This is a genomic window from Fervidicoccaceae archaeon (assembly GCA_038734945.1).
GTDB lineage: Archaea > Thermoproteota > Thermoprotei_A > Sulfolobales > Fervidicoccaceae > ARK-14.
Map to the genome: position 1 here is coordinate 349,577 of JAVYOA010000009.1, position 14,259 is coordinate 363,835.

The 14,259-nt window shown below is 40.8% G+C and carries 16 protein-coding genes and 3 tRNA genes; 6 read left to right on the forward strand and 13 right to left on the reverse strand.

Translation table 11 applies throughout. The annotated features are described in order from the left end of the window. Positions 1-113: 113 nt before the first annotated feature. Together QXR92_06195 and QXR92_06200 are read left to right on the forward strand one after the other, a co-directional pair. A complete protein-coding gene (locus QXR92_06195; GenBank protein ID MEM0319590.1) occupies positions 114-1,139 on the forward strand; it encodes a phosphate uptake regulator PhoU in 1,026 nt (341 codons plus the stop codon). A gap of 48 nt (positions 1,140-1,187) precedes the next feature. Continuing rightward, complete coding sequence (locus QXR92_06200) at positions 1,188-2,201, forward strand: hypothetical protein (GenBank protein MEM0319591.1); 1,014 nt, start codon at positions 1,188-1,190, stop codon at positions 2,199-2,201. Here QXR92_06200 and QXR92_06205 read toward each other — a convergent pair. From QXR92_06205 to QXR92_06215, 3 genes are read right to left on the reverse strand one after another with little or no spacing between them, the layout of a single operon-like run. Further along, positions 2,158-2,583: a hypothetical protein gene (locus QXR92_06205; protein MEM0319592.1), complete on the reverse strand. Its 426-nt coding sequence runs from the start codon at positions 2,581-2,583 to the stop codon at positions 2,158-2,160. The genes QXR92_06200 and QXR92_06205 overlap by 44 nt on opposite strands. Position 2,584: 1 nt before the next feature. Next, complete coding sequence (locus QXR92_06210) at positions 2,585-3,466, reverse strand: metal ABC transporter permease (GenBank protein ID MEM0319593.1); 882 nt, start codon at positions 3,464-3,466, stop codon at positions 2,585-2,587. After that, positions 3,463-4,467, reverse strand: a complete 1,005-nt coding sequence (locus QXR92_06215; protein ID MEM0319594.1) for a zinc ABC transporter substrate-binding protein — start codon at positions 4,465-4,467, stop codon at positions 3,463-3,465. The genes QXR92_06210 and QXR92_06215 overlap by 4 nt, the downstream gene beginning before the upstream one ends. An 85-nt stretch (positions 4,468-4,552) precedes the next feature. Between QXR92_06215 and QXR92_06220 the strand changes: the two genes are divergently transcribed. From QXR92_06220 to QXR92_06235, 4 genes are all read left to right on the forward strand, one after another. Further along, complete coding sequence (locus QXR92_06220) at positions 4,553-5,344, forward strand: metal ABC transporter ATP-binding protein (GenBank protein MEM0319595.1); 792 nt, start codon at positions 4,553-4,555, stop codon at positions 5,342-5,344. 53 nt (positions 5,345-5,397) lie between these two features. Further along, positions 5,398-8,142 (forward strand): alanine--tRNA ligase, encoded by a 2,745-nt coding sequence (gene alaS, locus QXR92_06225; protein ID MEM0319596.1) that lies wholly within the window; start codon positions 5,398-5,400, stop codon positions 8,140-8,142. Further along, positions 8,103-8,825 carry a DUF5616 domain-containing protein gene (locus QXR92_06230; GenBank protein ID MEM0319597.1) on the forward strand — a complete coding sequence of 241 codons (723 nt, stop codon included), beginning with the start codon at positions 8,103-8,105 and terminating at the stop codon, positions 8,823-8,825. The genes alaS and QXR92_06230 overlap by 40 nt, the downstream gene beginning before the upstream one ends. 57 nt (positions 8,826-8,882) lie before the next feature. Then, positions 8,883-8,983 (forward strand) — tRNA-Arg (locus QXR92_06235). A 133-nt stretch (positions 8,984-9,116) separates the two neighbouring features. On the opposite strand, the gene QXR92_06240 is transcribed toward QXR92_06235, so the two are convergent. From QXR92_06240 to QXR92_06285, 10 genes are all read right to left on the reverse strand, one after another. Further along, on the reverse strand, positions 9,117-10,160 hold the full coding sequence (locus QXR92_06240) for a 50S ribosomal protein L10 (GenBank protein MEM0319598.1): 1,044 nt from the start codon (positions 10,158-10,160) through the stop codon (positions 9,117-9,119). 6 nt (positions 10,161-10,166) lie between these two features. Next, complete coding sequence (locus tag QXR92_06245; protein MEM0319599.1) at positions 10,167-10,826, reverse strand: 50S ribosomal protein L1; 660 nt, start codon at positions 10,824-10,826, stop codon at positions 10,167-10,169. A 58-nt stretch (positions 10,827-10,884) separates the two neighbouring features. Next, positions 10,885-11,391, reverse strand: a complete 507-nt coding sequence (locus QXR92_06250) for a hypothetical protein (GenBank protein MEM0319600.1) — start codon at positions 11,389-11,391, stop codon at positions 10,885-10,887. Then, entirely contained in the window at positions 11,384-11,869 is a 486-nt protein-coding gene (locus QXR92_06255) for a transcription elongation factor Spt5 (GenBank protein ID MEM0319601.1), read from the reverse strand. The genes QXR92_06250 and QXR92_06255 overlap by 8 nt, the downstream gene beginning before the upstream one ends. Positions 11,870-11,873: 4 nt before the next feature. Then, positions 11,874-12,080, reverse strand: a complete 207-nt coding sequence (locus QXR92_06260) for a protein translocase SEC61 complex subunit gamma (GenBank protein MEM0319602.1) — start codon at positions 12,078-12,080, stop codon at positions 11,874-11,876. 46 nt (positions 12,081-12,126) lie between these two features. Then, positions 12,127-12,201 (reverse strand) — tRNA-Glu (locus tag QXR92_06265). 123 nt (positions 12,202-12,324) lie between these two features. After that, positions 12,325-12,636: a hypothetical protein gene (locus tag QXR92_06270; GenBank protein ID MEM0319603.1), complete on the reverse strand. Its 312-nt coding sequence runs from the start codon at positions 12,634-12,636 to the stop codon at positions 12,325-12,327. Between the two features lie 31 nt (positions 12,637-12,667). Then, positions 12,668-12,743, reverse strand: a tRNA-Gly gene (locus QXR92_06275). Positions 12,744-12,952: 209 nt separating this feature from the next. After that, complete coding sequence (locus tag QXR92_06280; protein ID MEM0319604.1) at positions 12,953-13,387, reverse strand: archease; 435 nt, start codon at positions 13,385-13,387, stop codon at positions 12,953-12,955. 46 nt (positions 13,388-13,433) lie between these two features. Then, a complete protein-coding gene (locus QXR92_06285) occupies positions 13,434-14,114 on the reverse strand; it encodes a hypothetical protein (GenBank protein MEM0319605.1) in 681 nt (226 codons plus the stop codon). Between the last annotated feature and the right edge of the window lie 145 nt (positions 14,115-14,259).

Sequence of the window (14,259 nt, forward strand, 5' to 3'; positions counted from 1 at the left end):
TTCATAAAATGGTAAACATGAAGTCCGACTATCAAAAATATTTAGAAATAATAAGTTTTTAAAGGAAAATTTATCTTTTTCCTATTTATATATAGTTCTTGAGGTACTTTCACATGTACAGAAGAAAAGTTCAGATGGTTGGTGGTTCCACATATGTGGTTAGCATACCGAAGCAATGGGCTGAAGAGATGGGAATAGAGGAGGGGAGCGATGTAGGAATAGAAAAACTGGCAGATGGCTCCCTGAAAATTTTTCCTGTCTCTGGGAAGAGACCTGAACCTCCAGCTCCAAAGCTCTATTTTTCATGTATTGAGAGCGACGAAGTAATGTCTAGAGCTATACTGGCACACTATCTCGGAGGAGCTAAAGAGATTAAGATAATAGCGAAAGATGTGGAGTGCAAGGAAAGAATACTCAAGGTAATCTCATTTCTAAAGAGCAAAGTTCTAGGTCTCGAGGTTATCGAGGAAACTTCCAGTGAGGTAACCTTGGGGGTCATTCTTGATTTTAAATTTTCAAATTTATCATCAGCTCAACAGAAAATGCTCAAAACTATCTGCTCCATGGTTGATGATATAGTAAGGGCTGTTTCAGAAAGCAATCCGGGAATATTGAGCGATATCTATAAGAGAGACGATCTTTTAGATAGGCTCTACTTATATTCGATTAGATACATAACAGCCATAGCTTCTTCTTCTGAGACAGAGGATAGAATAATGCCACACCTCCTTCCTCACTACGCTCTCATAATGAAATCCCTCGAGCGAATTGGAGATCATGTTTCGGCAATAGCAAAGAATCTTGTAGAGTCCCTCAATAGAAATGAAATAGAAAAGCATCATTTAGAGCAGCTCATTTCATTTTTAACCCAGACAAAGGCGCTTCTAGATCAAATTTCACTGCTCGCCCAGAAATTTGATTATTCATTGTTAGTAAAAGCAACCGAGCTGGCAATCTCTCTCCTGAGAAAGGAAGCTGAGCTAAGAAGAAGCATTGATAAGCCAATGATTTACTACAGCTATATTGTTGAGAGTTGCAGAAGGATAGCTGCTTACTCCATAGACGTTCTCGAAAGCATTCTAGATGTAGCAGCACTTATCCGTAAGGATCTAGGTTCGATTCAGAATGAAGTAAAATGAAATAATGGGAGGGAAAGTTCTTTACAAGCAACGAAGGTGCTAACAACTATGAGCAGGAGAGAGGAAAAAATTCCATCTCTAATATTAGGTTTTGGCAATGTTGGTAGGGAGCTCATACTCCGCGATGAACTCTGGAATCTAACCGATGTGAGAGGTGTTGTTGTAAGTAAGGGGGGAATTAGGATAAGAGGAAAAGACGATGCAAAATTGCTCATAGATGCTGTTCGTACAGCAAGAAAACTAAATGAACTTCCTAACTTCTCTACCGACATTTCATATCAGAGCTTTATAGACGAACTTTATCCACGTGGTGTGGCCTTTATTGCTATCCCTCCATCCTATAAGACAGGAGAGCCGAACATTTCCATTGTTTTAGATCTGCTTAAACAGGGAATTTCAGTCATAACAGCAGATAAAACACCATTAGCCCTTGCCTATTCGGAGATAATGGAGACATCGATAAAAAAAGGAGCATACATAGGATTCAGAGCCACCGTAGCGGCAGGGATTCCTCTAACAGATTTGGCTAGAGGAGTTTTTGGAAGAGATATTGAGACAATGCTTGCAATTCTCAATGCAAGCACAAACTTCATCTTGACTCAAGTAGAAGAAGGTCTCAGCTGGAGTGAAGCAATATCGAAAGCGGAGGCTGAAAAACTGCTCGAGCCAGACCCAAAAATTGACATAGAGGGGTGGGATCCAGCAGCAAAGCTCGTTATACTCTCAAACATCCTTGGACAAAACATAAAATTTGAAGATGTAGAAAGGATTCCTCTTTTCAGCATTTCAGAGAGCGATGTAAGAAAAGCTCTGCTGAGAAAAATGAGATATAAATATATTGCCTCTCTCTCCTTTAAAGAAAAGGAGGCCAAGATTCAGCCTGTTTTGCTCTCACAGGAAAATCCTCTGTCCAGAGTTTCGGGTAACTACAATGCTATGATGCTAAAGCTCGAGGAAAAGGAGTACATATATGCAGAGGGGCCAGCAGGTCCTGCCTGGAGAACTGCTAGAGTTATGATCACCGATTTATTTGAGCTTCTTCGCTATTCATCATCTCATTGAAAGGGATATATTGAACACTTATTTTTCCAAGTTTTTTCAATTCTGTGTGAAGGCTGGCTATGGTTTTTGAAGACCCCTTAAGCGATGCCAACAGCACACACTTTCCATAAGAGTGAATATGAGTATTGAATGTTACTATTTCACTGAACTTTTCCATTATTTTCTCAACTTCACTTCCCCTCTCCCAACTGCTTGGCCAGATTGCAATAATTATTCCTTCGCAGTTATGCTCAGACAAATAATGCATGTGGGAGTTTATGCCTTGTTGTACAGTATCTTGTATAAAGGAGGATCTAGTTACTTTGAGTACAGTGCAAATTGAATCGAGCTTTTCAGCTAAATCTTCGCTTAGACTTATACCAAACCTTCTTTTCCTGGCCATTTCATTTCACCTTTTTCATTAAAACCAATAAAACATATATTATCATCATAATTATCCCTGTAATGCCTGCTGGAGATAGATTCAGAGCTATTCCAGCAACAAGTCCAATAGATGCGGAGAGAAGGCTCATTCCCAAAGCCATGCTAACTGCTTCATTGCTCCTTTCTGCGGCAATGGAGGCAATGGCTCCAGGAATCAAAATGAATATGTGTGTCAATATGAATCCTATTACCTTCATAAATGAAGCACTAACGACGGCCAGGAGCAAGTAAAAGACGTAATCATGAAGGTAAACATTTATGCCAGAAAGCCAAGATTCACGACCAAGCAGCCCTATCAATATATTCTCTCTATAGCTGTAGAAAAATGCAATCAACGTGAAGGCTAGCGATGCGAGTGATATGTAGGCATCCGCTGTGGTTGAAAGGAAAGGATCCCCAAGTATTTCAGATGTGATGCTCTTTGCTACATAGAAGTGGTTTACCAGATAATAGAGGACAGTGACAGTGAGGGACGCCGTCATTCCTACAAAGATAGATGTTACCTTGTTTGGGTCAGCCCCACTGTGGATCACGTAGCCAACAGCTAGTATAAGAGCTGTGTTGATCAAAAGGCTCCAAACAAAAGAGCTTCCTCCCATTATGAAGGATATGAGCATAGCAAAGCTTGCTGAGAAAAGAGCTGAATGCGGAATTGATCCTGCTAGAAAATACAAATTCCTTGCCGCTATTAAAGTGCTTAGCACAGCGAAGGAAATTGCTGAGGAAAGGAGAACTACTATCCACACTAAGCTTATCATGCTGGGAAAAATCAACTTAAAAATGAAAGGTATAGCAGTAGAAACTGTAATTGACAACGCTGTGAAGAGCTTTAGGCGTCTCAATGTTTTCCCCTTCTATATAGGATTATTCCCACCATAACAATCAATATAACCATAACTATGGGAATATAATACGCAGCGATGTCTCCGCTTCCACTAACTGTAGCAGTCTCTCCTCCCGAACTAAATATCTCCTTCGTTATAAGCTGCAGAGAGTCCAATATGCTCAAGTTTCCCGAAGTAGTGGGAACATAGATTATCTTTGCTCCATATTTCTGTGCCAAATTTACTAGAGTTGCATCGACGTTAGAATAGGGGGTCCAGGAGCCGGTGCTTTGTGAGTAGGTTGCTGCAACTATTGCATACTTTGCAGTTCCATTGGAAAGATATTCCTCAACAGCATTGATGTCCTTTGGCTGAACACCCACGTCTTCATCAACAAGCACGAATCTAACTATTTTTATTCCAGTCCACTCCACAGCATATTGCACTTCTGGGCTGGAAGCAACAGCATAACCTGATGCTCTGCCTTCGTACTCACTCAGCAATTGATTTATTTGCTGCCTCACTTTGTTATATTCAGCATTGAAGACAGCAGACATATTCGGATACATTTCGTCCAAGGTTTGTGTAAGATTCGCTATAAAAAGAAGGTAATTCCTTGGATCATAGACAGGCATATGAGGATTCCAAATCCCATTATTTGGATTGATTTCATACTGAATTCCATTTATTTGCGGTATAACTAGGTACTTAGCCTTTATCTCTCCGCTTTTAATCATGGAATCTATCTGATTTTCCATATATGTGTGCAGAGTGCTGATTATTAGCGATGATGACTTCAAGCTTTCTGCATCCGATGGAGATAGCTGATAATCATGAGGGTCAACGCCAGGTTTCACGAGCGATACTACCTCAATACTACCATTCACAATTCTTTCCACATCTCCCTGGAGAATAGGAAATGTCACGACTATCTTCTCTCCTTGGCCTGAACTAGTCAAAGTTGAAGGAACTAGCAAGAATAGTGATAGCAATATAAGAAAAATCAGCCCACTCTTCATGCTGACACCTCTAATGTTAATATTTCGAAAAGGTTAATAAATGTGCACTTCTTAATGTTTTTTGTGCTGGAGGTGTGCACAAAAAATGAAAGCTGAGACGTCAATCTCGGTAACGGGGTTAACTATCTCCTACAATGGAGAAAGCATTATTGAGAACATGACATTTGGTTATAGAGGAACTGGAATTATACAAATAATAGGACCAAATGGAGCTGGAAAGAGCACATTACTAAGAGGAATTTTGGGGCTAGTCAAACCGAAAAAGGGAAAGGTTGAAATTAATGGGATAGATATTACAGGAAAATCTGTTCTAGCTTCTAAGTATATATCATTTGTTCCTCAATTGACAATCTCTGAAAAGAACATAGTTTTCCCAATATCTGCAAGGGAGCTCCTCAGCTTTGAGCTAAAAGCATCAGGACAGAAGTTTGACAAGAAGACCGAAGAAGAAGTAATCAGAATGAGCGCCGAAATAGTTGGACTTAGCGAACGTGAGCTAGATAAAGATATAAGATCATTCAGTGGAGGACAAAAGCAAAAGGTATTTATAGCTAGAGCAATTCTTCACGATAGACCCATACTCATTCTCGATGAGCCTCTTTCCTCAATAGATCCAAGTACTAGGGAAGAGCTAGCGAAGAAAATTATAGATTTTTCCAACAAAAAGCTAATTCTAATAACAAGCCACGACCCAGCTGTGTTCATGGAAAAAACAAGCAGGCTTCTCATTCTGAATAGGAAGACATACTTCTTCGGTGAACCCAGCGAGGTAATGAGAGAAGAAGTACTTGAAAAAGTCTATGGTAAGATGTTAACAAAGCTTGGCACACATGTGCATATTTTCGATGATAGCTGCGCTCACATACAGCAGAAGTAGTTGAAAACAAGGGTCTTATAAATCCCGTATTCTCAAAAATTAAGTGTCCAATTATGCCAAAGGAAGGTGTGCCTATGATAGCTACAGCAGATGAGAGAGAATATGCCCTGAATTTCTTCAGAGAAAATGGCTTTATAAGAAAAAAATGCAAGGAATGTGGAACTTATTTTTGGACGCTCAATCCAGAACTTGATACTTGCCAGGACGCTCCCTGCGTTGAGTACTTCTTCCACAAAATTCCTGTAAGGAGACCCCTAAGCGTAGGAGAAGCTAGAGAGACCTTTCTAAAATTCTTTGAAAAGAAAGGACATGAAATAATACCTCCAAGACCGGTAGTTGCTAGATGGAGGGAGGATCTTTATCTCACAATTGCCAGTATTGTTGTCTTTCAGCCACATGTGACAAGCGGTATTGTGCCGCCTCCAGCAAATCCTCTAGTTATTAGTCAGCCCTGCATTAGGCTAGAGGACATAGACAACGTTGGTCTTACTATGGGGAGGCATCTTACCCTATTTGAGATGGGAGGACATCATGCATTTAACGAGAGAGAAGGAAGAAAGATTTACTGGAAAGATGAAACAGTTGCTTATTCTTTCGAATTCTTCACCAGGGAGATAGGCATTCCCCCAGAGCTTCTTGTCTATAAGGAGTCCTGGTGGACAGGAGGTGGCAACGCTGGACCAAGCTTCGAGGTCACGGTAGGTGGGCTGGAACCAGCTACACTTGTTTTCATGCAGTACAAAACAACAAACGGAGGATTGGAGAGGATCCCCCTGGAAATTGTGGATACAGGTTATGGGATTGAGAGGATAGCATGGCTCACTAGAAAGACTCCAACAGCTTTTATGGCAATTTATGGAAGCTTAGTGGATGAATTCAGAAAAAAACTAAATTTAGATAAACCAAACGAGAATTTCCTGTGGGCGTCGTTTAGAAGGGCTGGCCTTCTCGACCCTTCGAACAGAATGAGCATCTCATCGTTTATAGAATCCATTGCACGTGAGAGCGGACTAAGCACAAATGATGCGAAAAAGGTCCTGGAGAACGAGGTTAAGCTATATACACTCCTAGATCATAGCAAGACAATTTCCTATATGCTTGCAGACGGCATAGTTCCATCCAATCAAGGTGAAGGGTACCTAGCGAGACTAGTTATAAGGAGAGCCCTAAAAACTCTATATCTTATAGATCCTTCGTTGAGCATAGTCGATTTTATTGAGAAGCAAATACAGTTCTGGAGTGCGGATTACCCAAGGCTAAAGGAAAATATGCTTTATATACTGAAAGTGGTGGAGATAGAGGAAGAGAGGTTCAAGCAGCTAATAAGGGAGAAGCTCTCAAAGTCTATTGAGATAGCGTCATCTTCACCCACATTTGAAACATTCGAGAAAATATACAAGGAATCAGGCATTCCTCCAGATATAATTGTGTCAGAAGCTGGAAAAAGAGGAATATCTCTACCTCTTCCATTTGACTTTTATTCTAAAATAGCCAGGAGCTCCTCTTCAACCAGTCTTGGAAAAAAGAGCGATGCTGAATCTATTCCGGAATGGGTAGCAGATCTTCCTCCTACTGAACTATTGTTTCACAAGGATCCCTATCTAAGAAAAACTAAGGCAAGAGTGCTCAGAGTGAACGGAAGGGAAATTGTCCTGGATAAGACTATTTTCTACCCAACAGGTGGAGGACAAGCAAGCGATACAGGAAAAATAACTGCAGATGGGAGAAGCTTCAGAGTAACAGGAGCGCAAAAATTTGGGAATATTGTGGTCCACAGGCTAGAGAATACAGTATCAATAGAAGAAGGAAAGGAAGTTGAGCTTGAAATAGATTGGGAGAGAAGGTTTGCAAATATGAGGCATCATACAGCCACTCACATTCTTCTTGGTACAATGAAGAAGATTCTTGGAAGTCATGTTTGGCAGGCAGGAGCTGAGAAGACCCCAGAGAAGGGAAGGCTGGATATTACTCACTACGAACTTCCAAGCGAGGAGACTGTAAGGCTCATAGAAAAAGAGGCTAATAGAATAATAGAAGAGAGAATGCCTGTGAATACCTATGTATTGGATAGAAATGAAGCCGAAAGAAAGTATGGATTCTCAATATATCAAGGCGGAGTTCCTCTTCAGAGAGAAATAAGGATTGTCGAGATACCTGGGTTAGATGTAGAAGCCTGCTTCGGAACTCATCTCTCCAACACATCAGAAGTAGGCGGAATAAAAATAACAAGCGTCTCAAAGCTGCAGGATGGAATAGTGAGATTCGAGTATGTAGCCGGAACTAGGCTGGTTGACTATGCCGGAGAGCTATTGAGCACAATGGAAGATGTCGCTTCAATGTTCAACGTCAAGACGTTTCAGCTCAAAGAAAGATCAAGGGTTATCGCTAGCGAACTATCTGAATACAAGGAATTGATATCCTCATATAGAAAACTAGTGGGGAAGCTCATAGAGAAAGCACTGGATAATAACTTCAGAAGCTTTGGAGGGGCCAGACTAGTTATCTTTGAGGTCCTCGTAAGAGATTCTGAGGGATTAAGCGAAATTCTCAAAGAAATAGTTGACAAAATACCAGAAGCAGCAATAGTTCTCATAAGTGAAGGTAAGAACATCGAAATTAGCCTTGGAAAAATTGCATCCCAAGAACTAGATGCAGGAAGAATAGCAGAATTGCTTAAACAGCAATATGGAGGTAGAGGAGGAGGTAGAAGAGAACATGCATTCATCAAAGTGGATCAACCCGTCAAGGTTGATGAGATTTGGAAAGTCCTAGAGAATGGATTGAACCCAAGAAAGTAATTGAAGCAGCTAGACTATACCGTCATATGCTTGATTTAGGTTTCTCCCCTCATCATTCAATTTTAGCTGTTGAGTCAAAGAAGCAGCTGAACTCTATTGAAAAGCAGCTGCTGATTAGATGCGTTGATTCCAGGGAGGAAAGCGAAAAAATACTCAAAAAAATTGTTTCTCTGGAAGAAATTCAGGGGAAAACGTTAGCCATGGACTTTTACAATGTTATAACTACAATTGCTGAAGCCCTTGAAGGTCATTTGGTTTTTAGATGCACAGATGGATTAGTAAGAGACATAGCAAGCGCGTTGGGGAGATCCAAAAAAAGTGAAGAAATTATTATTGAAGCTATAGAGGAAATAAAGAAAGTCATAGCTTATGCTAAACCAAGCAAGCTGTACTTAGTTATGGACAAACAAATTTCATTTAGCGCGGAGAGGATAAGATCTGCTAGAGAAGTTCTCTCTCAAGCTGTTGATACGGAGGGTATTTTGTCGGAATCTGCTGATTCTGAGCTCATTCGTCTATCGAGAATGGAAATTATAGCCTCTAGCAGTGATGGCCTCATAGCAAGAAATGTTTCTAAGATATTCGATATCCCTCAACAAGTTCTTGTTCGTAGAAAAATATTTGGCAAGAACGCAATTGATATGAACGCTCTACTCTACATAGAAGAAATAAGCCATTTTTGAATCAGCAATTAACTGGATAAAAACATTAAAAAACCGAAATAGATTATTCTATAAACAGGGCCCGTAGCCTAGCCAGGATAGGGCGCCGGCCTTCTAAGCACTTGCTAGAAGGGTTCGGGGAAAGCCGGTGGTCCGGGGTTCAAATCCCCGCGGGCCCGCTCTTTTCTTTTTCTCAACTTCAAACAATGAAATAAATCAGCATGAGCAAACTCAAAAAACCAGAACTTGAAAAATTATTATTGGTCTGCAAAATGAAATTTTATTGATAGATGGAGCAGCTTCTTTGAGAGCTTATGGTCCAAAGAGTGCTCCTAGCCCACTTGCCAGCTCTTCCTCACTGAGCTCCTTCTTCTCTTCCTCTTCAGCCTTCTCTTCCTTCTTCTCCTCCTTTGGTTTCTGCTCTGCAGCTGGCTGTGCTGGAGCTACTGCTGCAGCTACAGGCTCGATGCCTATTTCTTTAGCTTTCTCTCCCATAGCTGCAACTAGAACATTTGCCCTTCTCACAGCAGCAGAGATGACAGCCTCTGCTGTTTCAGGTGTGATGAAAGCTGACTCAGCAGCAATCGACAGAGCTCTCCTATATGCTTTTGCTATGGATATTTTCAGGACTTCTGGCTCAGGATAAGCTATTTCTGAAGCAAAATTGATTGCCAAAGAGTAAGCCAGAGCTATTTCTTGTGCATACTTATCTACATCCAGCTTGAGCTGCTCTTCTTCTAAAACCATCCCATTTTCTAGAACGAACTCTATTTTTACCCCCACTTCTCCAGGAAATATTCCAAGCCTCTGAAGCATTGAAGCGAGGTCCTCACTTATTATATCTCCTGGTTTTGCGAGAACTGTTCTCTTTGCTATCCAAATTGTTCCGCCTTGAACCTTTGTGGGTATCCTGAGCTTTCCAAATGCGCTCAGCAGAGGCCCCGGAGGCAGCTTTGTATCCATTGGCTCGACAGCTATTTCCTTTTCTACCTTCATGCCTGCCTTTGCTGGAGCAGGTAGCTTTATTCTGCTTATGGAACTATATAGTAGGAAGGGATTTAGCTTGGAGAAGATAAAGATCTTTTGTCCTCTTACTCTTCTTTCGAGTTCCTCAAGTCCCTTTACTCCAGAGAGTTTCGCAGCCAGTAGGAACAGATTATTCTTAGTGCTCCTAATAACAATTTTTCCTCTATATTTTTTACTTATGAAGAACTTAACTTTCTGCAACAGATCCGCTGGAAGTGAGCTTGCATCGATAGCAGCAATGACTGGATACTCATTTATGAGCTTGATGAGCTCCTCGACTTCCTTTTTCTTGCTTTCCGGTATTTCCTTTCTTTTCTGCAGTAATCTCAACACTTTTCACCTCATTTTAACTTTAATTGGAGAGCTCATAGTTTTCTTGAAATAAATTGCCGAGACATTGGAGAGAGACTTCAGTTTATTTTCAATAGCACTTAATACAGCTAAAGCATTTTCCCTAAGCTCTTCTGGTGTATTGTCTTCGCTCCCAATTCTCACTTGGATCTGAGGCTGATCTTTTATTCTAACTATTGCAAGTCTTTTATATCTCTCAAGCAGGGACGACAAATCTACTCTGGGGGGTAGGGGGAGGGGAGCTTTCCCTCTTGGTCCAAGAACAGGACCAAGAACTCTACCCGTCAAAGCCATGAGATCTGTCTGTACTAAAACCACATCGCATACTCTTGCCAGCTTCTTAGCCTTCTTCTTATCTTTTCCCAGTTCATCAAGCAACTGCTTATCTATAACATTCTTTACATTTAAATTCTTTGCCTGCACCGCTAGATCTCCGTCAGCTACGATGCATATTTCCGGGTCCTTCTTTGGAGAGTATGGAAGGAAAACTTGCTCCCTAATTTTGAATTCAGGCTTTTTCGGATCTATATCCTTGAATACTACTATCATTTCTATGCTTTGTTTGAACTTCCTTTTCTGTCCCTTGCTGAGCAAATCTTTGATTGCCTCATCGAGCTTCGAGGAAAGTGCAACTGCCTGCGACATTCTAATCACCAGCTTATTAGCTCAATCCATATGAGTTTTCTCAGTTAAAAAACCCTGCTTATGCCTCCTCATATTCCTTAGCGTATTTATCCAACACCGAATCATAAGCTCCACTCTGAATTTCCCTCACAACATCCTTTGGATCCTTTCCATTAATCGTTAATCCTATGCTTTTAGCAGTCCCCAGCAAAGACTTTACTGCACTCTTTATGGTCTTTGCCTTCAGCTCATCCTTCAAAGCAATAGCTATTTCTGCTAGCGATTCAATGCTCAGATCCCCAACTTTCTTGTGGCCCGGATCTCCACTTGGCTCCTTTGCTCCAGCCTTCCATAGCAAGACATCAGAAACGGGCGGAGGAATTACTTCCACGAGATAGTCTCTGCTCTTCGTGTATATGTATATTCTCACCTTTACTTCCTTGCCCTTTAACCTTGTGAGCTTTATATTGAGATCGTTCAGCACCTTATTCGGATCGATCCCATAATTTTTCACTTCTTCAACGTCTTTACTTTTTACTTCCCCATTGGGAAGCACCAGATTAAGGATCTTCACTTCTTCACTCATAGCTACTCCCCTTCTTGATAGGCTTTACATAATCTCCGCTTACTGTTATTTTCAGAGGATAGGCAGACTCAAGTATATTGAGAACGAGCTCTTTCTTCTCCCTATCTACCTGAACCACTTGTGCCTTTATACCCTGGAGGGGCCCAGCTATCACTTCCACCATATCTCCAGGATTTAGCCCTTCGATAACCTCCTTTGGCTTTATAGCCCTCTCAACATCTTCTAAACTAAGAATTCCCTGAACTCTCTTGCCAACATTTGGAAGATCTCTTGTTGCTAGGTCAACAATGCTGCTCTTTTGTGCCTCTATTATTATGTATCCCTTCATCTCCGGCTGTATTATGATTGAATACACATCCAAATTTTGTGATCTCACTCTCTTTTCAATAAGCATTGCTACATTTTGCTCCTGCCTAGCCTTCGTTTTAACTAAAAAAAATGATGATTTTTGCCTTTTACCTTCCTCCGTTTCGCTCACAGTATCATCCTCCCCTTATTGCTGGAAACACAACAGTGACTAGTATGTGGATTATGTAAGCTATTGACCCCACTAAAGTGAATCCTAGGAGGTTTAGCCTCAACAGCAGCTTGAACTCCTCACTATCCGGCTTTCTGGACAGCTTCAGTATTCTCCTCCACATTGCCAGCATATCTTTTATTTTTCTGCTTAGCCCCTCCTCCTCACTCATCTTTCTCCTCTCATATCTATTTTGAAGCCCGCGCCAGTTATAGAGGTGCCGCGGCCGGGATTTGAACCCGGGTCACGGGCTCGAAAGGCCCGCATACTTGACCGGGCTATACTACCGCGGCTCGCTCTAAACTTTCCGTAATAGGGTTTATAATAGTTTATTTTTCAACTGAACTGCTCAACATTCTTTGCAAGAAGACTGGACTTCTTTAACAATTTCTCATTAGCATGAAACTGCTGTTATTCTACTTCTTATGGAAGCGGACACTCCTGAGATATGTTAGAGCTTTGTACATCATCATTATGAGAACTATTTGAGATAGATCAATCAACATTGTTGAATATCCCCCCTTACTTTCCAATATGAACAGAGGATAAATTGAGAGCTTCGTTCCAAACGATTCTATATAAACATAAAAGGATGCAGCAAAGATTGCTCCAACTGCAATAGTGAGAAAAACCATTTTCTTCTTCATTTTTGGATTATCCGAATCCATGAGGACTAAGGCGAGAAAGAAGAAGAAAAGGAATGCGAGAATAGCCTGAACCAGCGCCATTCATACCCCCTGCTCATTCAAATTTTTTAGGTGCGGCGGCCGGGATTTGAACCCGGGATCACCGGCTTGGGAGGCCGACGTCCTAGTCCAGGCTAGACGACCGCCGCATATTTTTCAATCTTGGAATAAATTTTGAAAATTGCCTTTTAAGCTTTTAACACTTTTTGAATGTTTAGAAAGCACACATGCTAAAACACTTTGGGAAGGTCTAAGCTATTCCTTTGAGGCTCAGCATTTCCGGCTATCTTCACAGCATAGCTCGAGAGACCCTCTTTTCATCATAGCCTCCTTACGACTAGGTTCTTGCTTTCCATGGTTATATATCAACTGTAAACTTTATCTTCCATAGGTCATTATCCTTTACTATGCTCATAAGAGAGTATGTTACAGCCTTCACATGCGTTCTCTGCTCGTGCTTTTTCGGATCGAAGATTTCACCCTTTAGTTCTGCTTCAAGGTAAAAATCATTATCCAGTACAAGCTTCTCTATCTTTGCCCTCTTCATGAGGAATCTCTGGGAATCAAATAGAAATAAGATTTCTTCAATCCATCTGTAAAGCAAGTTTTCGAGATCGAAGCCAGCTACAATTATCCTCTTTTCATCCTTTTCATTCAGCGAGCTTCTATCAACCATAATCTCTGTTACTCCCTCTGCTGCGCATTCAAAAGCCCTCTCAAGAGTTTTTCCCCAGGCCAGAACTATGACATCTGCAGTATGCTCCTCATAATCGAAGCACCTCTCCCCCTGCATCTGAGACCCCCCGAATAATAATTAGACCCTCCAGATTAAAATTGATTCAACTTAAGTTTTCCAGAAAGCAGAGCAATCTACTCGTTACTATCCATGCATCCAACTTCATTCCTTCATAGAAAGCTACTTTTTCTCTTGAAATTGAGAAGACTTTGCTAGAAAAATCACCTCTAGGAAATCCTCCAATACCAAAAGCATACGGAGGAAACTTATACTTTTTAAGCTCATTTTTTGGCAAATCTCTTCCCTTTTCATGCAGAAGAACTAGCATTTCAACTCCAATATCCTTCAGAAAATCTTCCAAGTTCATACCTTGTTTGAGGCTTAGCAATGGGTAGCTAGGAGAGGGAACGGTACCTTTCATAAACAGCTGTTGAATCAGACCTACAAATTGAAAATAATTTTTTGGAATTCGTGCATCTTCCCTCACATCTATTATATTTCCATTCCTAGTATGCACATATACCTTGAGCTTACCCTTCAAATTCAATGGTGAGTACTGCGTCGCCAATAGGAATTGATGCACTATATCCGGCCTTCCCCTATTCATTGATATTCCAAAACGTTTCATCTCTCTGTGAAAAACACTGACATCCAACAAAAGAAACTCAGGAGGTATTCCATATCTCTTCGATAATGCCTTTGCCTTCTTTGTCTTTATCAGCTTTCCAGGAAGTGTTTCTAGAGAGCTTTCCAATAACAGCAACACATATTTCTCCTTTTCCATACAACGGAACAGCCTCTGCCTGAATTTTCATTTTAGGAGACTCTCTAAAATATCATAGTATATCGAAAATTTGTTAATTATTTGAGAAAACGACATAATCAAAAATAACATTCTATTATTAATTTTCAAAGATCTTTTTAACTGG